Origin of the sequence: Halalkaliarchaeum sp. AArc-GB (genome assembly GCF_031432225.1) — an archaeon.
Taxonomy (GTDB): domain Archaea; phylum Halobacteriota; class Halobacteria; order Halobacteriales; family Haloferacaceae; genus Halalkaliarchaeum.
The window spans coordinates 1-16,280 of sequence record NZ_JAVKGM010000001.1 but is presented as its reverse complement, the minus strand read 5'-3'; the positions used below and the strand labels follow the sequence as shown (position 1 = coordinate 16,280).

Annotated in this window: 22 protein-coding genes; 9 read left to right on the top strand and 13 right to left on the bottom strand. The window is 62.8% G+C overall.

The features are described 5' to 3' along the window. Positions 1-30: 30 nt before the first annotated feature. The 4 genes from RH858_RS00110 to RH858_RS00095 form a co-directional block, all read right to left on the bottom strand. Positions 31-243, bottom strand: coding sequence for a hypothetical protein (locus RH858_RS00110; RefSeq protein ID WP_259533162.1), 213 nt, complete (start codon positions 241-243; stop codon positions 31-33). Next, positions 243-1,592, bottom strand: coding sequence for an NrfD/PsrC family molybdoenzyme membrane anchor subunit (nrfD, locus tag RH858_RS00105; RefSeq protein ID WP_259533161.1), 1,350 nt, complete (start codon positions 1,590-1,592; stop codon positions 243-245). The genes RH858_RS00110 and nrfD overlap by 1 nt, the downstream gene beginning before the upstream one ends. Then, positions 1,589-2,752: a 4Fe-4S ferredoxin N-terminal domain-containing protein gene (locus RH858_RS00100; RefSeq protein WP_259533160.1), complete on the bottom strand. Its 1,164-nt coding sequence runs from the start codon at positions 2,750-2,752 to the stop codon at positions 1,589-1,591. The genes nrfD and RH858_RS00100 overlap by 4 nt, the downstream gene beginning before the upstream one ends. 85 nt (positions 2,753-2,837) lie before the next feature. Then, positions 2,838-3,704 (bottom strand): 2Fe-2S iron-sulfur cluster-binding protein, encoded by an 867-nt coding sequence (locus tag RH858_RS00095; protein WP_303650959.1) that lies wholly within the window; start codon positions 3,702-3,704, stop codon positions 2,838-2,840. 301 nt (positions 3,705-4,005) lie between these two features. Between RH858_RS00095 and RH858_RS00090 the strand changes: the two genes are divergently transcribed. The 3 genes from RH858_RS00090 (at position 4,006) to RH858_RS00080 (ending at position 5,729) form a co-directional block, all read left to right on the top strand. Beyond that, complete coding sequence (locus RH858_RS00090; RefSeq protein ID WP_259533159.1) at positions 4,006-4,458, top strand: helix-turn-helix domain-containing protein; 453 nt, start codon at positions 4,006-4,008, stop codon at positions 4,456-4,458. Between the two features lie 121 nt (positions 4,459-4,579). After that, complete coding sequence (locus RH858_RS00085; protein WP_310560896.1) at positions 4,580-5,248, top strand: helix-turn-helix domain-containing protein; 669 nt, start codon at positions 4,580-4,582, stop codon at positions 5,246-5,248. Between the two features lie 49 nt (positions 5,249-5,297). Further along, complete coding sequence (locus RH858_RS00080; RefSeq protein WP_259533157.1) at positions 5,298-5,729, top strand: universal stress protein; 432 nt, start codon at positions 5,298-5,300, stop codon at positions 5,727-5,729. On the opposite strand, the gene RH858_RS00075 is transcribed toward RH858_RS00080, so the two are convergent. Then, positions 5,713-6,141 carry a thioredoxin family protein gene (locus tag RH858_RS00075; RefSeq protein WP_310560895.1) on the bottom strand — a complete coding sequence of 143 codons (429 nt, stop codon included), beginning with the start codon at positions 6,139-6,141 and terminating at the stop codon, positions 5,713-5,715. The two genes, RH858_RS00080 and RH858_RS00075, sit on opposite strands and share 17 nt — an antisense overlap. Before the next feature lie 90 nt (positions 6,142-6,231). Here RH858_RS00075 and RH858_RS00070 point away from each other — a divergent pair, with 90 nt between their 5' ends. From RH858_RS00070 to RH858_RS00060, 3 genes are all read left to right on the top strand, one after another. Continuing rightward, positions 6,232-7,050: a nucleoside phosphorylase gene (locus RH858_RS00070; protein WP_310560894.1), complete on the top strand. Its 819-nt coding sequence runs from the start codon at positions 6,232-6,234 to the stop codon at positions 7,048-7,050. Positions 7,051-7,102: 52 nt separating this feature from the next. After that, positions 7,103-7,918: an imidazole glycerol phosphate synthase subunit HisF gene (gene hisF / locus RH858_RS00065; RefSeq protein ID WP_259533153.1), complete on the top strand. Its 816-nt coding sequence runs from the start codon at positions 7,103-7,105 to the stop codon at positions 7,916-7,918. 74 nt (positions 7,919-7,992) lie between these two features. Further along, the gene (locus RH858_RS00060) at positions 7,993-8,460 is read left to right on the top strand and encodes a hypothetical protein (RefSeq protein ID WP_259533152.1); all 468 of its coding nucleotides are present in this window, start codon (positions 7,993-7,995) and stop codon (positions 8,458-8,460) included. A gap of 31 nt (positions 8,461-8,491) precedes the next feature. Here the strand turns inward: RH858_RS00060 and RH858_RS00055 are convergent, their stop codons facing one another. Beyond that, positions 8,492-9,499: an asparaginase gene (locus tag RH858_RS00055; protein WP_259533151.1), complete on the bottom strand. Its 1,008-nt coding sequence runs from the start codon at positions 9,497-9,499 to the stop codon at positions 8,492-8,494. Positions 9,500-9,586: 87 nt separating this feature from the next. Between RH858_RS00055 and RH858_RS00050 the strand changes: the two genes are divergently transcribed. Further along, positions 9,587-9,709, top strand: coding sequence for a hypothetical protein (locus RH858_RS00050; protein ID WP_259533150.1), 123 nt, complete (start codon positions 9,587-9,589; stop codon positions 9,707-9,709). A 26-nt stretch (positions 9,710-9,735) separates the two neighbouring features. Here RH858_RS00050 and msrB read toward each other — a convergent pair whose 3' ends face one another. The 5 genes from msrB to RH858_RS00025 form a co-directional block, all read right to left on the bottom strand. Next, entirely contained in the window at positions 9,736-10,161 is a 426-nt protein-coding gene (msrB, locus tag RH858_RS00045; protein ID WP_310560893.1) for a peptide-methionine (R)-S-oxide reductase MsrB, read from the bottom strand. A 54-nt stretch (positions 10,162-10,215) separates the two neighbouring features. Next, positions 10,216-10,893, bottom strand: a complete 678-nt coding sequence (locus tag RH858_RS00040) for an HAD family hydrolase (protein ID WP_259533148.1) — start codon at positions 10,891-10,893, stop codon at positions 10,216-10,218. Between the two features lie 72 nt (positions 10,894-10,965). Continuing rightward, positions 10,966-11,367, bottom strand: coding sequence for a CBS domain-containing protein (locus RH858_RS00035; RefSeq protein ID WP_259533147.1), 402 nt, complete (start codon positions 11,365-11,367; stop codon positions 10,966-10,968). Between the two features lie 98 nt (positions 11,368-11,465). Beyond that, positions 11,466-12,368, bottom strand: a complete 903-nt coding sequence (locus tag RH858_RS00030) for a DUF106 domain-containing protein (RefSeq protein WP_259533146.1) — start codon at positions 12,366-12,368, stop codon at positions 11,466-11,468. Between the two features lie 78 nt (positions 12,369-12,446). Then, positions 12,447-13,055, bottom strand: a complete 609-nt coding sequence (locus RH858_RS00025; protein ID WP_259533145.1) for an adenylate kinase — start codon at positions 13,053-13,055, stop codon at positions 12,447-12,449. A gap of 90 nt (positions 13,056-13,145) precedes the next feature. On the opposite strand from RH858_RS00025, the gene RH858_RS00020 reads away from it, so the two are divergent. Next, positions 13,146-13,532 carry a hypothetical protein gene (locus tag RH858_RS00020; RefSeq protein ID WP_259533144.1) on the top strand — a complete coding sequence of 129 codons (387 nt, stop codon included), beginning with the start codon at positions 13,146-13,148 and terminating at the stop codon, positions 13,530-13,532. Between the two features lie 115 nt (positions 13,533-13,647). Here the strand turns inward: RH858_RS00020 and RH858_RS00015 are convergent, their stop codons facing one another. Both RH858_RS00015 and RH858_RS00010 read right to left on the bottom strand, forming a co-directional pair. Continuing rightward, positions 13,648-14,061 carry a hypothetical protein gene (locus RH858_RS00015; protein WP_259533143.1) on the bottom strand — a complete coding sequence of 138 codons (414 nt, stop codon included), beginning with the start codon at positions 14,059-14,061 and terminating at the stop codon, positions 13,648-13,650. 9 nt (positions 14,062-14,070) lie between these two features. Continuing rightward, positions 14,071-15,339: a glycosyltransferase family 87 protein gene (locus tag RH858_RS00010; protein ID WP_259533142.1), complete on the bottom strand. Its 1,269-nt coding sequence runs from the start codon at positions 15,337-15,339 to the stop codon at positions 14,071-14,073. A gap of 345 nt (positions 15,340-15,684) precedes the next feature. Between RH858_RS00010 and RH858_RS00005 the strand changes: the two genes are divergently transcribed. Next, positions 15,685-16,280 (top strand): TFIIB-type zinc ribbon-containing protein (locus tag RH858_RS00005; protein ID WP_310560892.1); only part of this gene is annotated, 596 nt, incomplete at its 3' end.

The following is a 16,280-nucleotide window of genomic DNA, read 5'->3' as shown; positions in this document are numbered from 1 at the left end:
CGGATCGTGGATAGCGCTGTCGGGAGCTGCTCAGTACGGCGTGAGCAGCGAGATTGACGTTCCGATGACGAACAGCCCGGCTACAAGCGCGCCGATGAACGCCAGCATGTAGCCGAACGTCAACGCGATCGATCGGAAGTCTCGGGGTTTTCCGAGGAACCAGCCGAGGATCATCACGTACACCGGCAGCATGATGATACCGAAGATCACGTACAGCCCGATGTGAATGGTTTCGTGTGCCATTATTCCACCTCCGTTTTGTCGGTTTCAGCGTTCGGTCTGAGGAGTTCTCGTTCTTCCTTTTCGAGTTCGATCATTGGGATCAGCTTCGAGATGACGAGGAATCCGAACCCGGCGAGCATGATCGTCCCGAGGAACAGGATCCACTCGACGAGCGTCGGCGAGTACACGCCGGTCGGATAGAGGTTCGTCAACGGGGGCTGGGTCGGGTACATGAGCCCCTCGACGACGAACATCACTTTCTTGTTCAGGATCGTTATCGCAAGCAGTGCGGAGACGCCCACCAGCAGTGGGGTGTTGAAGAAATACTCCGGCCAGCCGATCATCCCGAACAGGAGAACGACCGAAACCACCAGGCCGCCGATCGCGAGCCAGAAGAAGTTCAACTCGAGCATTCCGGCAGTGAGCGCGCCGATGTTGACCGGCGCGATGTAGTAGCCGGTCAACACGTCGTGCATCGTAAACCAGATCGTCGCCAGCGCGAGGAACGCGAGCACGATCGTGAGATCACGCAGGATGCCGTCCTCGATCATGTCGTGCCAGCCGTAGGCGTATCTGAACACGACGGTCATGATGAGCACGAGCGCGAGCGCGCTGGTAATCGACTCGGTGAGCATCGCCGCCCCGGCTGCGGCACCGTACCACCCGGGCTGGGCGGCGATGAGGCTGAACAGCCAGGGGACGACCCCGCCGGAAAGCAATGGCACGAGCGCCAGGATCGCGACAGCGAGCCACCAGAGGATCTGTTCGATCTTTTCGTCTTCGTCCGGGCGGTAGCCCAGCGTGATCAACGCGTACAGCGGCGCGAGCCACGTCGGCAGCCGGTGACGGAGCGCGCTGATCTCGGACCGTAGCGAGAGGGTCATGTACGTAAGCGTGAGCACCAGATACAGCGAGATAACCGCGATGTCCCACGCCAGCGGCGAGTGATGCACCGTGAACGGCCACTGGACGATCGTGTTGAAGATCCGGTCCGGTCGCCCCATGCTCAACACGATGTTGAGCGCGGCCATCCCGAGTGCGAGCACGGTGAGCACTTCGGCGATCCGTGCGATCGGCCGGTACTTGTCGAGGTTGATCACCCGGACCGCTGCGGAGATCGCGATCCCGCCGTGAGCGACCCCGATCCACCAGACGAAGCCGCCGATGTACAGGCCCCAGGGGACCCCACCGGAGATCCCCCAGTCGCCGATCCCCGTCACGGCACCGACGCCGTAGGTGATCTGGTGGACCCACGCCTCGAGGAACAAAAGCAGCGCGAGCGTGAACAGTCCGAGGAGTATGTAATACTGTTTCGAGGTGTTTTTCAGCGGTTTCAACACCCGTTCCGGGTCGATCTCGACGCCGCTCATGCGGCATCACCCTCCTCGCTTTCGGCTGCCGCGTCCTCGGGAGCCCCGACGTAGTCGTAGTTCCCGTCACGCATGTTGAGCTGTTCATAAGAGACCGGTCCTTGGACCGGCTCGGCGTCCTTCGAGGGACGCTTGCCGATGTAAACGATGTTCGGCTCGTTTCCGACCTCGTCGAGCAGCTTGTACTGGTTCGAGGCTTCCTTCTCCCGGAGATGTTCCCGGGGGTCGCTGTCGCGGTCCTTCATGTCGCCGAAGTGAATAGCGTCGACCGGACACGCCTGTTCGCAAGCGGTCGTCCCCTGCAGCTCCTCGTCGTCGGAGTCCTGACGATGGACACAGAACGTACACTTCCCCATGACGCCCTTCGGAGGGTTCCCTCCGACAGTTCTTCCGTCGCGGCCGACACGGTCCCCGTCAAACTCGTTACCGACGACTTCGTTCGGTTCGTCCTTGCCGAGGTAGTTGACGCCGTACGGGCAGGCCACCTGACAGTACTTGCAGCCGACACACGTGTCGTAATCGGTGAGAACCAGCCCGTCTTCGGTGCGTCGGTATCTCGCCTGGGTCGGACAGACGTACGTACAGGACGGCTCCGAACAGTGCTGGCAGTGCCGGGTGAGGAAGTCTTCGCGGTTTTCGCCGGCGTGTTCGTCCTCGTATCGGAACACGTACGGCCAGTGGACGCCGATGTCGGTGTTGTTCTCCTCCTTGCAGGCTTCCGAGCACTGGAGACAGGCAATACAGCGCTCGGTGTCGATCGCCATCCCGAGTTGCGTGTCCGGTTCCGGGTTCCCACCGGTTTCGGAACCATCGTCGGCGCTGGCGCCGACACAGCCCGCAAGTCCTACGGCGGCGGCCGCCCCGCCCATCGCTTTCAACACGTTCCGGCGGGTCTGGTTTCGGTCCCCTGGAACCCTCGGCATCGCAGTGTCGGTTTCGGGGGCGGGCTCCGTCGGCCGTTCGTCGACTCCGAACTCCGCTTTCATCTCGTCGCTGTATCGCTCGTGGAACTCCGCTTTCGAGAGTTCGCCCTCGGCGATGCGCAACGCGTCTTTCGAGATCCGTTTCCCGAGATCGGTGTCGAACTCGGTGGAGTCGAGGATATCCTCTGCCCACTCCTCCCACTCCGGATCACCTTTTTTCGGTGGTAGATCCGCCATACCCGTTGCAAGGAGTAGCTACCTACTTATTCATTCACCCATAACTATGGGTGGCTTAAATATACAGTTCTTTAGTAGTCTCTTTTCAGGGACTCTCGTCGGTCTCGATGGAGAACTCCGCCCGAGGCTGACCCGTACAGGTCAACACGTAGCCGTCTTCGATCTCGTCGTCGCTCAGTACGTCGTTGTCGGTCATTTCGACGAGTTCGTGTCCGTCGCCGTCGACGCGGGCCGTACACTGGCCACACACGCCGACGCGGCACTGGTAGGGGAGATCCCAGCCCTGCTCTTCGCCGGCTTCGAGCAGGTTCTCGGTTTCCGGGACGTCGATCGTCGCTTCCTGCTTTACGTATTCGATGGCGTGTGTTTCCGCGTCCTCGGTTTCGTCGTCCGCTTCGTCCTCCTCGTCAGTCTCGTCGGTGAGCGCACCCGCCACACCCGTTTCCAGCGCGAAGTCCCCCCGAGGCTGCCCGGTACACGTCAGTACGTATCCGTCGGCGATCGCGTCGTCGTCGAGCGGGTCGTAGTCGTTGTTCGTCATCTCGACGAGTTCGTGGCCGTCGCCGTCCACGTGTCCCAGACACTGTCCACAAAAGCCGGAGCGACACTGATACGGGAGCTCCCAGCCCTGCTCCTCGCCGGCCTCCAGCAAGTTCTCGTCCCGCGCAACTTCGATCGACGCCTCCTGTACCAGATACTCGACGTCGAACGGGCCAGGATCAGCCTCGTCGTTTTCCCCGTCGTCCTCGTCCGGTTCCGGGACAGTCTGCCGTTCTGGCTCGGGGAACAGTCCAACACACCCCGCAAGCGCGAGTGAACCGCCGGTAGCGACCACTCCGAGGAGGTTCCGCCGTCGAGTCTGCGACGGGGAGCGGTCACACTGCCTGCCGTTTTCACATCCGCCTCCCGAGCATCGTTCGGGTCGCGCGTCCTCCGGGTGCTTTCGGTCCATAGCTACCGTACGACGATGAACGCTGATAGAGCTTGTCATCTATGCCAATTATACAGCCATTTTTACCGGACCCGCCGACTCGAATCGAGAATAGACTGGACTGTTCTGAATCTCTCCTGGTTACTGATAAATTGCTCCAATATTGAGAAGTAATGACAGTAGGGGAGAGATAATAGCTACAGGTGAGTGAGTACCAGTGCTTTCCCCTGAACCCATCCGAACACACGGCGTGACTGCCCGGGTGACCGCAAGCGACACGGGTCCCCCGAGTTCGCGATCGACCATGTGGGGTGAGTGACGTATGTCGGGAAACGCCACTAGCGACGGAGACGTCATAGAGAAGCGGAACGAAGGAGCCGGGAACGGAGAGATACTCGCCCGAGAGTTTTCCGAAGACGATCGCGTGTTGATCTCGTTTTCAGTTCCGGAGCCGGACGACGTCATAACTATCCTCAACTGTGGACAGAAAAACGATCTGGACATCCAGAACGTCGGGGTGATCGATCCGAGCAGCTCCGATACGTGTCCCGTCCACGTGGACATTGGACTGCTCACGCAAACGCAATGGGAGACCCTGGAGCTGGCCTTCGCCATGGACTACTACCAGAATCCCCGTGGAACCTCCCTCGAAGAACTCGCCACCGAACTCGGGATTTCGAAATCGGCGGTTTCTCAGCGACTCAACGGGGCAGAACGGAAACTAGTACAGGCCATGTTCCAGAGCATCCCGCTGGATCACACCACCGAACAGTAGTTCGCGTTTCGGCGGTTTGGTTCACTCGGCTCTCGAGTCGTACGTCAACGAGCGACAGTATTCTAATTCTACGGGAATCTACTACAACTATTGAAAGGGTGGACCTGTAAGCTACAGTCACATGAGTATTCAACGGACTGTTCCAGAGCCAACCGGACACCTTCGCGCAGTTCTCCGGGTGGAACCACACCCAGAAGCCGGCTGTTTCGTCGCGCAGATCGGCGAGGAGGGGGACGACGTGACTCACGATCTCGTCTGTTGGGACGCCGACTGCGTGAACTGCGAGTGTCGTGCGGAGATTCAGGTCTCCAGCGGTTCGACGCGGCAGTTCGTCGCCGGCGATGTCAACGATCGGTGTATCTGCCCGGTGTTTCGCCGATACGACTGTCTGCCCTCCATCGAATCGTTCGACGGCGCGGAACTCGTCGTTTCTCTCATCCTCCCCGACCGTGAGGAACTGACGGAGATCGTCTCCGAACTGCGAGAAGTCGGAGCGGCGGTTCAGCTTGACCGACTCACCAAGTCCTCCTCCGAGAGTGAGGAAAGCGTTCTCGAACTCGAGGCCAGCGGGATCACAGAAAAACAGCGCGAGGCTGTCCGGACGGCGATCGAATGCGGCTACTACGAGACGCCGCGTCGGGCGGACCTCGGCGATCTCGCGGAGAAACTGGACGTCTCCCGCTCTGCGGTCTCTCAGCGTCTCGGGGCAGTCGAATCCAAACTCGTCACCGAACTGTTCCGCGCGGAGCACGGTGCCCGCGAGGAGCGCAATCTCGTTCGGGGCGACTGATTTTCGCGGACGGACAAAGGTTTTGCCGGCTCGCCCACGAGCTACAGGTATGCGATATCTCGTTGCGACAGACGGTTCCCCGCAGGGCGACGATGCGGTTGCATACGCGGCGACTCGGGCGGCGGCGTTCGACGCACAGCTGGAGATCGTTCACGTGCTGACGTCACGAACGCGGTCGGTCGACGGGGAGGCGGTCCTCGAGGACGAACTGGAGGGGACGGAAACCGGGGAGGCAGTCCTCGAGCGGGCCAGCTCGATCGCACGGGAGGCCGTGGGATCCCACCAGGGCGAGTTCCGGGTTTCCACGCAGCTTCTCACCGGACGACCCGCACACGCCATTGCCGATCACGCCACAGAGATCGGCGCTGACGCGATCTTCACCGGTCACCGCGGGCTCTCCAGTAAACGCGAGAAGATGGTCGGCAGCGTCGCTAAAGGGGTCGTCGACGAGGCCGACGTTCCGGTTACGATCGTCCGCTGATCTCGTCGGCGAGCTGCGCAGACAGCGCCTCCGGGATCGGTTTCTCGCCGCTTTCGACGAACCTGGCCAGCTCTGTTCCGTCGCGTTCGACGACGACGGTCGGAATGAGCTCCACGCCGTACTCGGACATCCGCGGGCCCGTTTTCTTCCCGTCCTCGGTCTTTTCGACCGAGTACTGTTCGATCCGTTCGGGCGGGACGTCGGCCGCCTGAAGGGCTGCGCCGAGCGCCGGGAGCTGGCGTCGACAGTCGCCACACCAGTCCCCGCCCCACACCTTGAATGCGAGCCCTTCTGTTGAAAGCATCTCGACGACGTCGGCGTGTGAAGCCGGATCCCAGTCGGATCCGGGCTCCATCGTTTCCAGGGTCGGGGGGGTTTCACCGTTCGAACTTTGCGATTCTCCGGGGTTCATGGCCCCCGGTACGGTCGGGCGAGAGTTAAACCGCCCGCCCCGGGCGCCGACGCGAAGGAACTAACTCGCGGACGGACGAACGCGACCGGTATGCCCACCTCCGAGGACCCGAACGACGATATCCAGTACCACCTCGAAGTCGGTCCCGACGACGTCGCAGACGCGGTGTTGCTCCCGGGGAACCCCGAACGCGTCGACAAGATCACGGCGCTTTGGGACGACAGCCGCGAGGTCGCCTCCCACCGGGAGTACCGCACGGCCACTGGGAGCTACGAGGGGTCGCCGATCTCGGTGACGTCGACGGGCATCGGCTCCCCGTCGGCGGCGATCGCGCTCGAGGAACTCGCCCGCGTCGGCGCCGAGACGTTCATCCGGGTCGGCTCGTGTGGAGCGATCCAGGAGGGGATGGACGTCGGCGACCTCGTGATCACCTCGGGTGCAGTCCGTCAGGAGGGAACGAGCGACGAGTACGTCCGAGAAGATTATCCGGCAGTCGCCGACCAGGAGGTCGTATCCGCGCTCGTCGCCGCCGCAGAGCGACTGAGATACGACTATCACGTGGGGACGACGATGAGTGCCGACTCGTTTTACGCCGGCCAGGGTCGCCCGGGGGTCGACGGCTTCCGCGCGGCGGGGAGCGAAGAACTCGTCGATGAGCTCCGCGAGGCGAACGTGAAGAACATCGAGATGGAGGCCAGCGCCATCCTCACGCTCGCGAACATCTACGGATTGCGTGCGGGGGCGGTCTGTACCGTCTACGCCAACCGGATCACCGGGGAGTTCCGTACCGAAGGCGAATCGAGGGCGGCCGAAACAGCCAGCCTCGCGGTGAAACTGCTCGGGAAGATGGACGCGGTAAAGCGGGAACACGGGACGGACCGGTGGCATGCGGGGCTCTCGATCGAGTGAGGTGTCATCCGCTCGTTTTTAAGTCTCCCCCGCCGAGATGGTGACGTATCGAATGGCACTCACGAAACGCATCATTCCCTGTATCGACGTCGACCTCGACGAGGAGGGCAACGCGGCGGTGTACACCGGCGTTCACTTCGAGGACCTGCAGTACACGGGCGATCCCGTCGAGATGGCGAAGGCGTACAACGACGCTGGAGCAGACGAGTTCGTCTTCCTGGACATCACCGCGAGCGCCGAGGGACGCGAGACGATGCTGGATACGGTTTCGGCTGTCGCCGACGAGTGTTTCATCCCGCTCACGGTGGGTGGCGGCATCCGGACGAAGTCGGACATCAAAGAGACGCTCCGTGCGGGGGCGGACAAGGTGTCGATCACGACTGGGGCGCTCGAGCGTCCCGAACTCATAAACGAGGGGGCGGCTGCGTTCGGCAGCCAGTGTATCGTCATCTCGGTCGACGCCCGTCGGCGGTACGACGAGGGGGGCGAACACTACGTCGAAGTCGGCGGGGAGTCCTGCTGGTTCGAATGTACGAAGAAAGGCGGCCGTGAAGGGACCGGAACCGACGTGATCGAGTGGGCGCGGGAGGCGGAGTCCCGCGGGGCCGGCGAACTGTTCGTCAACTCGATCGACGCCGACGGCACGAAGGACGGCTACGACGTCCCGCTCACGACGGCGGTGTGTGAGGCCGTTTCTACACCCGTGATCGCCTCCTCCGGCTGTGGCGGACCTGAAGACATGTACGAGGTGTTCACCGAAGCAGGCGCCGACGCGGCGCTGGCTGCCTCGATATTCCACTTCGGCGAGTACTCCATCCAGGAGATAAAGGAGTATCTCGACGAGCGGGGTGTCCCCGTTCGGTTGTGACGGTTGACGGTAGCCGACGACACCGGGGCGATGTCTGACGAACGTTTTTCTTCCTTCGTCGAATGGGTGTTCGTATGTCTGACACGACGAACCGAACGTCGAGCCGGAACTTCGACGTCGAACTCCGAGCGATCGCCGAGGACGTCGACGTCGAGGTGGAGGAAAGTCCGTTCGGGTGGGGCGAGGATCGACGAACGACAGTCTTCTTTCTGGAGGTAGAAAACACCGGCACCGACCGGACGACCTGGTGGGCCGACGAACACGCGTTCCTCGACGGGGAGGGCTACCAGTACGGCGTCGGGGAGTACGACCTCGGCGTCGACGACTTCGCTTCGACGCCGGCGAGTCCCTCGTTCGTCCCGGAGCATTGGTACTCGACGATCGAGCTGTTGCCCGGTGCGCGCGCACGGTGTGTGACTGGCGTCGACGACCTTCCGTCGGGCGTTTCCATCGACAGGCTCGTCTACGACTGTGGCGCAGACAGCTACGAACTGCAGGTCAACCGGAACACGCTAGCGGATCCCCCGGTCGGGTTTGACTGACACTCAGTGTTTCCTCCCCCGAATTCGTTTTTCAGTCTGCAAACAGCATCTCCACGTCGACGTCTGCTGCGAGTCCCAGCGCCAGCTTCACCCGTGCTTTCGCCGTCGAGAGGTCCCCGGCGAACGCGACCCCTGCCTCCGACAGCGTGACGGCGCCGCCGGGAGTCCCGTACACCGGCTCGGTCGCGCCGGCGTAACACCGGGTACCGACGACGACCGGGAGTTCCTCCGACACCGACGCGATCGCTTCTCCGAGCGCCCCCGACACGTTTCCGAGGCCGGTCCCCTCGATCACGACGCCGCCGACTGGATGGCCGTTCTCGCTGGCGCCCTCATCGCTGGCGCCATCCGCCTGGATCAGTCGATTGAGCTCCTCGGCACCGACTCCGGTTCCCGAGTGAACGATCGGAACCCGGGGGATCGTTTCCGGCGCTACCGCTCCCAGCGGTGGGACGTTCGCCCGTCGCTGCGGGGTTCGGTGAATCCGCACGTCGCTGCGAGACAGGGTCGCGACCGGACCCTTCCCGGGCGACCGGAAGGTGTCCAGGGCGCTCGTGTGGCCCTTGACGACGTCCCGTGCGGCGTGGATCTCCTGATCGAAGGCGACGTGAACGCCCGCAGCGAACCGGTCGTCGGCTGCGGCCCGAACCGCGGACAGCAGGTTCGCCGGCGCGTCCGAGGAGGTCTCGTCGAGCCGTCGCTGGGCGCCGGTGACGATCACCGGAATCGGAAGGTCTTCCAACAGTTCCAGCGCGTAGGCGGTGTCTGCAAGCGTGTCCGTCCCGTGCGTGAGCACGATTCCGTCGGCCGACGACTGGACGGCTTCGGCCAGTTCGGCGGCCGCGGTCACGTCTCTCCACCGCATGTCGAATCCGGGCTGAGAGCACACCTCGTGAATCTCGAACTCAGCCCGTCCCTCGAGTGCCGGAACCGAACCCAGCAGCTGTTCGCCGGATTTGGCGGGTGCCGCCCCGTCGTCGTCGGGTTCGGCAGCGATCGTTCCGCCACACGACAACACCGCGAGGGTGGGCGTAGTCACACCGGCCCACCGCCAGTTCGTCGGATCATGTGCCGACGTTCGGCCCTCAGTCGAAAAGCGTTTGCCGTTGCTCGCGGTGTATCCGGTATGGAAGACGTCATCCTCGACGACGAAGGGATGCTCTCGCCGGTCGTCGTGGTCGCCACGGTCCTGTTGATCGCGGGCTTTGCGATCGGGCTGTTGTACCAGCTTATCCTGCTGCTCCTCTGAGGCGACGTAACGCACCCGCCGCCCCGTCACTCGGCGGGATCGAACTCGAGGGCGACGGAGTTGATACAGAACCGCTTGCCGGTCGGCTCCGGGCCGTCGTCGAAGACGTGTCCGAGATGACCGTCACACCGGCTACATTTTACTTCGATTCGTGACATCCCGTGTCTGGTGTCGACTTCAGTCTCGATACGCTCCTCCTCGGCGGCGTAGAAACTCGGCCAGCCACAGCCCGAGTCGTACTTTGTCGTGGCGTCGAACAGGCCGGTGCCACAACCTCTACACCGGTACATGCCATCGTCGTCGCGATCGACGTGCTCGCCGCTGAACCGGGCCTCGGTGCCTCGTCCCCGGAGGACCCGGTAGGCCTCCTCGTCGAGTCGTTCGCGCCACTCTGATTCGGATTCGGGAAGCTGTTCGGATCCGTGGTCCGCGGGCCGCTCGGGGTCAGTCATCGAACTGATTAAGGGACGAACGGGGAAAGGTGTTCCTCGGGCTCTCGAACGGGCTCACTGGCTGCCGTATCGGGGTCCACGACGGGTGAGACTCACCAGGTCGTGGAGGTCGTCGACGACGTACGTCGGCTCCCTGTCGAGCTCGTGGTCACGACGGTGTGGTCGACGGATGAACGCCGAGTCGATTCCGGCGTTGTCGGCGGCGGCGACGTCCGACTCGTTGTCGCCGATGAACAGGGCGGTATCGGCTCCGAGGTCTTCGAGCGCCCGTTCCAGATAGTGTGCGTTGGGCTTTTTGAGCCGGAGGCTCTCCACGGTCGGTTCCCGGCCGTACAGCGTTCGGAAGTGACCGTCGAGTCCGAAGTGCTCGAGGACGAATTCGACGGTCGCCTGCTGGTTCGAGGAGACCACGCCCAGCGGAACGTCGAACTCTGGCAGGACGCGGACGTCCTCGTACGGGGTTTTTCGGCCGGCAGTGGCCTCGTCTCGCTGGATCTCGCTCGCGACACTGTCGCGGGTGTACCAGAACGTCTCCGGATCCAGGTCGTAGGTCGAACAGACGTTCCTGACGTCCGCGGGATCGACGTCGACGATCACCGATTCGACGTGTTCGGGCGCGGGATCGGAGACGTCGAGCTCGTCGAACGTCTGCCAGGCAGCCTCGACGAGGGCGTCGTAACGCGTCCGGCCGACCAACACCCCGTCCTTGTCGAACAGGACGGCGTCGTACATACCACTACTACCGATGCGGGGACCTATAAGCGCACTCGTTCGGTGCCGGCCTCCGACACCGTTCGGGATCGATCACGCAGTCGCCGGTTCCAGGTTCGAGACGTAGGCGGCGAGATCCGTCGTCGTGACGATGCCGATGACACCGTCGACGTCGCTCACGACCGGGAGGTGGTGGATGTCGTTTTCGATCATCGTTTCCGCGGCCTCGACGATCGGGTCTTGTGCGCTCGCAGTAAGTACGCCGGTCGTCATGTACTTCTCTACGGGCGTTTGATCTTTCGGCTTCCGTTCGGCCACGATCTGGACGAAGTCGGTCGACGTGAGGATGCCACACAGTTGGTTGTCCTCGTCGGCAACGACGACGGAACCGATGCCCTCATCGAGCATCACGTTCGCGGCGTCCTCTACGAGGGTATCCGGGGAGACCGTTCGAACGGGCGATGACATCAAGCGTCCCACGAGAATGTCTTGCATGGGTATCGGTAGGTGGAGCGGGATATTAAAAAGGGTTCGTATGGCGGTGAGTTACGACCCAACCGGGAACCGTCGCGAGGCTCGAGGATTCTCTGCGGTCACGAGGTCGACGGGGACATCTGGATGTTGAGGCTCTTTTGAATGATCTGGGTGAACGCCATCGAGCACAGGAAGTACCAGATGATCCAGATCTGAATCGGGCCGATGAGGCCGGTCGTCCACTCGACGGTGCCTGCAATCGGGATGACGATTGACTCGAACGTGCCGTGTGCGTCGCTGCCGCGGAATCCGACCATCCAGTACATCCACAGGAACGCCGGGATGGTGAGGAACATGATCCACACCATCGGCCGGAACTGCTCTTTGAACATTCCCAGCTGATCGGACATCGCTTCCATCTGTTCCTCCTGGATGGCGTCGAGCGCCTCGTCGTCGCCTGCCTCCTTGGCCTGCTTGCGGCGGTCCTGGATGTCTTTCATCCGTTCCTGGTACTTCGACATCTTGTCCATATCCATGAGCGCTGCCCGAAGCAGGGTGGAGTAGAGCCCGGTCGCGAGCGCGATTACCATGATCACCGCATAGAAGGGCAGGACGTTGTTGACCGGACCCAAAAGCAGATGGACCGCGTTGCCGATCAGATCGCGGATCGGACCCCACGTGTAGCCGACGAAGAACAAAAGCGTCGCCACGAGGGCGCCTTTGTCCCACTGCGTCCAGGAGGTCGTGTCCGGGACGTCCACGTCGCTGCCCGACGTGAACTCGTTTTCGTCCTCCTCGAGGCCGTCTCGGGTCGCCTCCGGATCGGCGAGTTCGAACCCTTCTTCCCCGTCGACCAGGATCTCCTGCTCGATGAGGCGACCCCACTGACCGCTGGTGAGGTCCTCGCGGACGTCGATCCACTTTAGTTCCCCGTCCTCGGCGCGTTCGAGGACGATCTCGACGGCGTCGCGCATCTCGTCGTCGGCGACGAGCTTGCGGACCCTCCGTTCGATACGACTCATTGTGCCTCCGTAGGAAAAGCGGAGTTAAGAACCTGTTTACTCGGAGCTGGTTCTCGGCTCACTCCCGTTTCGGTTCACTCACTCGAGGAGTTCAGTCAGCCGCTCGAAAACCTCGTCGGGTGAGGCCTCACCGTCGATCTCGACGAGTTCGCCCTGCTCGCGGTAGAACTCGATCACCGGTTCGGTGTTCTCCTCGTAGACGCGGAGTCGCTCCTTGACGACGTCTTCGGTGTCGTCGTCGCGCTGCTCGAGCCGCTCGCGGACTGCCTCGTCGTCGGGTATGTCGAATTCTACGTGATAGATGTCACCCGTCTCCGGATCGACGCGCCGGCCGGTCAGCCGGCGGACGAGTTCGTCCTCGCTTACGTCGAGGTAGACGACGACGTCTAGCTCCGTGATGTCCGAGAGGTACTCCGCCTGCGAGAGATTGCGGGGATAGCCGTCGAGAACGAAGCCGTCGGTCTCCGCGATCGCGGCCTCGACGATCTCGTTTACCACGGGATCCGGAACGAGCTCCCCGGCCTCCATATACTCCCGTGGCGTTCCGTGTTCCGTCTCCATGTCCTTGTTCGCCCGAAGCGCGTCGCCCGTCGTGACGTGTTCGAGGTCGTACGCTTCGGCGAGCCGCTTGCTCTGGGTTCCTTTGCCGGCACCGGGGGCACCGAGCAACAACACGCGTTGGCTCATCTCGTTACCACCCTTCGGGCCCACGGTTAAAGCCTTGAAGATCTTCGTCCGGTGGGAACGACTTTTCTTTCCGCGCTCCGACGTGGTGGCATGACCCGGTTTAGCGCCGACACGCCGACGGAACGACGGAAACTGTTCGCCGACGCCGTCGTCGCCCACCGGCAGCGAGCCAGTCCGTTTCTCACGGTCGAGACGCCGAAAACCGACGACGAAGAGATCGCACCGTGGATTCAGCTGTCGGAACACACCCTCAATATGGACTGTACGGACGCCGAATTACAGCGGTTGAAGTCGATGCTCGACGAATACCAGGAGTTTCGGATCGACGAACTCGAGAGCCCGGAAAACGCCGACGGAACCAACGTTCGGATCACTGCACGGTCCGACGCGAACCGACTCGCGGAGTTCATGGATCGGGCGTTTCGGGAGGTGTACCGCCGAGCGGAGTCGTACACGGCGTGGGCAGTCGAGGTGTGACTGTCGAGTCGCGGTCGAGTCGCGGTCGAGTCGCGGTCGGGTCGCGGGATCGGGCCTGCGGGGCCGATCCAGTCGAGCAAGTGGGACCGAGCCAGTAGAGCCGGATGTTCGGGGTCTAGACGTACTCTCGGGCGTATCCCGTGGCGGCTCCGAGCACCAGTGTCGTGAGCGCCAGTACAGCGAGCCCGTGGTGTTGGATCCAGTCGTACTCGGCGGGGAAGGAAAACACGAGCGTCTCGTCGATCGAGAGGAGCCATACGCCGGCGAGGGCGACGAGCGCCACTCCGAGCACGACCGAAAGCCCCGCCACGAGCGGAGGATCTGCACGGCCACGTTCCCCCGAGAGGAAGACGACGACGCCGATCGCGGCGAAGAATCCGATGCCGACGGCGCCCGTCGGACCCGCCGTGTAGTAGTCGGTGAGCAGGTGATCGGGCGCCTCGATGACGAGTGCGGGAACGCCGAGCACGACGATCACGAGCAGACAGAGGAGGGCGCCGAGCGTCGACAACGTGCTCGCTGTGTCCATGTTGGCGAATCAGTCGCCGGTGCTATTGAATGACGTGATCCGTCGAGCGTGTGTCGGGATTGCCGTGTGCTCGGCCACGCGGACGAACGCGAGCCCCACGAGGAGAAGGGCCCCCCACAGTCCGGGCTGCAAGACCGGCAGCAGGGGACGCAACACGTTCGAAGCCAGGAGACTCTCGGAAACCCGTCCGAACGTAAAGACGCCGTACGCGTGGACGTGGAGAAACAGGAGTCCAAGGACCGGGAGCTCCGGCCGTCCGTCGGTACGGTCCAGTTCCAGTGCGAGCAACACCAGCACTGCCGGGAGAAGAACTACGAGGTCGAAGGTGTACGCTCGGGGCGCGGCGAGCGGAATGATCGCGATCCCGAGCGCGAACGTCGGGAGGTCTGCCTCCGGCCCCTGTGCGCCGATCGCCAGCCCAATGGTCGACACGATCAAGAGCCCGCGAACCGCGAGCCCCACCGACTCGATCGCGAGCAACGGCCGGAAGTACGCCGGCGTCCACAGGTGCGGTGAACGGGAGCCGGTTCCCCAGCCTTTCCCCCAGAGCAACACGTCGAGATAGCTGCGGTGGGTCGCCGGATCGAACAGCAGAAGCGACAGCCCGATCAGGGCGAAAAGCGCCGCAATCGCGCCGGCGAACCGCCGTCGACATCGAAGGAGATGTGCGCCCGACGGCGCGTAGACGAGTTTGACCGAGCTGCCGAGCGTCGTGAACACGCCGCTTGCGATCGCCGCGGATCGACCGCGGCCGTTCAGATCCCGAATCAGCCCGACCAGCGCGAGCGTCAAAAGCGCCGCGAGGAACGTCGACACCTGTCCCATTTTGAAGCCGAACAGGATCGGCTGGAACCCCACGAGAAGCCACAGCAACAGGAGGCGTTCGAGGGGATGCATCGAAAGGCCGAACTCCCGGATCGCCAGCTGGAGGCTCACCCACAGCGCGAGCACGGAGAGGACGCCCCAGGCGATTCCCGGGTTCTCGAAGGCAGCGAGAAACGCCGCGAAGATGGGGAGTGCGATCGGTGGGTACAGATAGTTTCCGTGAAAGCCACCCTCCTCGTTGGGTTCGTATATGGGCTCGCCAGCCTGCCAGTCGTCGACGGCGATTCGATACGCTCCGAAGTCGTAGTACCGAAACGCCGTCGAGATCTCCGCGCTCCGGAGCAGTAGATCGACCACTGGATACGCCGCGATCGCCCCCATCACGAGAACTGCGAGGCTGACGAATCCGGGTTGGTCGTTTCGTATCTCCCACAGTCGGTCCAGCACCGACATCGGACGGGAAAACACGCCGACATGATAAGTGTTTTCGGGAACTCCGTCCGAATCGCGGAACCTCTCCAGGTGTCGAACGGTCGTCCCTGTACGATCGAATATTCGAATCCGAGTACCGTAATGATTTATTAGTGTTGGGGATCAGATTTTACCGTACATTGATAAGGGACGAGTCAAACACAGACCAGGTCCTCAAATCACGAAATACGCCAATAACTACGGTTCAAACCGTTATATAACGAATAATTATATCACGACAGATTTAAGTAGTTCCGAGAATAACTAAGTGTAAGGACGTTCGCGCGGGTTCTATTATTTCGCCGGGGCGTCGTCCAAGAGACATCCATGAGCGAAACAGACACCACCATCAAGCAGTACGCCGGTGCCGACGAGCGGCAGCGATCGGACCGCGCCGGTCGAGAACAGGAACAGAGCGACGAACGGCGGCGGGTACAGACCTGTCCGGAGTGTGGCGGACGACTCGAGACGGATACCGAACACGGTGAGACCGTCTGTACGGACTGTGGGCTGGTCGTCGAGACCGACGAGATCGACCGCGGTCCCGAGTGGCGCGCCTTCGACAGCGCCGAGCGCGACAGCAAGTCGCGCGTCGGGGCGCCGACGACGAAGATGATGCACGACAAGGGGCTGTCGACGAACATCGGCTGGCAGGACAAGGACGCCTACGGTCGAGCGCTCTCGAGCCGACAGCGCCGTCAGATGCAGCGGCTCCGCACCTGGAACGAGCGGTTCCGTACTCGCGACTCGAAGGAGCGCAACCTCAAGCAGGCGCTGGGCGAGATCGACCGGATGGCCTCGGCGCTGGGGCTGCCCGAGAACGTCCGCGAGACCGCCTCGGTCATCTACCGCCGTGCGCTCGATGAAGACCTCCTGCCCGGCCGCTCGATCGAAGGCGTCGCCACCGCCGCGCTGTACGCGGC

What these genes read in the sequence shown, in the direction of transcription:
- RH858_RS00110 (WP_259533162.1), bottom strand. Translation starts at nt 243, where the DNA reads ATGGCACACGAAACCATTCACATCGGGCTGTACGTGATCTTCGGTATC.
- RH858_RS00030 (WP_259533146.1), bottom strand. Translation starts at nt 12,368, where the DNA reads ATGAGTCGTATCGAACGGAGGGTCCGCAAGCTCGTCGCCGACGACGAG.
- RH858_RS00090 (WP_259533159.1), top strand. Translation starts at nt 4,006, where the DNA reads ATGTCGGGAAACGCCACTAGCGACGGAGACGTCATAGAGAAGCGGAAC.
- RH858_RS00085 (WP_310560896.1), top strand. Translation starts at nt 4,580, where the DNA reads ATGAGTATTCAACGGACTGTTCCAGAGCCAACCGGACACCTTCGCGCA.
- RH858_RS00095 (WP_303650959.1), bottom strand. Translation starts at nt 3,704, where the DNA reads ATGGACCGAAAGCACCCGGAGGACGCGCGACCCGAACGATGCTCGGGA.
- RH858_RS00080 (WP_259533157.1), top strand. Translation starts at nt 5,298, where the DNA reads ATGCGATATCTCGTTGCGACAGACGGTTCCCCGCAGGGCGACGATGCG.
- RH858_RS00020 (WP_259533144.1), top strand. Translation starts at nt 13,146, where the DNA reads ATGACCCGGTTTAGCGCCGACACGCCGACGGAACGACGGAAACTGTTC.
- RH858_RS00060 (WP_259533152.1), top strand. Translation starts at nt 7,993, where the DNA reads ATGTCTGACACGACGAACCGAACGTCGAGCCGGAACTTCGACGTCGAA.
- msrB (WP_310560893.1), bottom strand. Translation starts at nt 10,161, where the DNA reads ATGACTGACCCCGAGCGGCCCGCGGACCACGGATCCGAACAGCTTCCC.
- hisF (WP_259533153.1), top strand. Translation starts at nt 7,103, where the DNA reads ATGGCACTCACGAAACGCATCATTCCCTGTATCGACGTCGACCTCGAC.
- RH858_RS00075 (WP_310560895.1), bottom strand. Translation starts at nt 6,141, where the DNA reads ATGAACCCCGGAGAATCGCAAAGTTCGAACGGTGAAACCCCCCCGACC.
- RH858_RS00070 (WP_310560894.1), top strand. Translation starts at nt 6,232, where the DNA reads ATGCCCACCTCCGAGGACCCGAACGACGATATCCAGTACCACCTCGAA.
- RH858_RS00010 (WP_259533142.1), bottom strand. Translation starts at nt 15,339, where the DNA reads ATGTCGGTGCTGGACCGACTGTGGGAGATACGAAACGACCAACCCGGA.
- nrfD (WP_259533161.1), bottom strand. Translation starts at nt 1,592, where the DNA reads ATGAGCGGCGTCGAGATCGACCCGGAACGGGTGTTGAAACCGCTGAAA.
- RH858_RS00025 (WP_259533145.1), bottom strand. Translation starts at nt 13,055, where the DNA reads ATGAGCCAACGCGTGTTGTTGCTCGGTGCCCCCGGTGCCGGCAAAGGA.
- RH858_RS00015 (WP_259533143.1), bottom strand. Translation starts at nt 14,061, where the DNA reads ATGGACACAGCGAGCACGTTGTCGACGCTCGGCGCCCTCCTCTGTCTG.
- RH858_RS00100 (WP_259533160.1), bottom strand. Translation starts at nt 2,752, where the DNA reads ATGGCGGATCTACCACCGAAAAAAGGTGATCCGGAGTGGGAGGAGTGG.
- RH858_RS00035 (WP_259533147.1), bottom strand. Translation starts at nt 11,367, where the DNA reads ATGCAAGACATTCTCGTGGGACGCTTGATGTCATCGCCCGTTCGAACG.
- RH858_RS00050 (WP_259533150.1), top strand. Translation starts at nt 9,587, where the DNA reads ATGGAAGACGTCATCCTCGACGACGAAGGGATGCTCTCGCCGGTCGTC.
- RH858_RS00040 (WP_259533148.1), bottom strand. Translation starts at nt 10,893, where the DNA reads ATGTACGACGCCGTCCTGTTCGACAAGGACGGGGTGTTGGTCGGCCGG.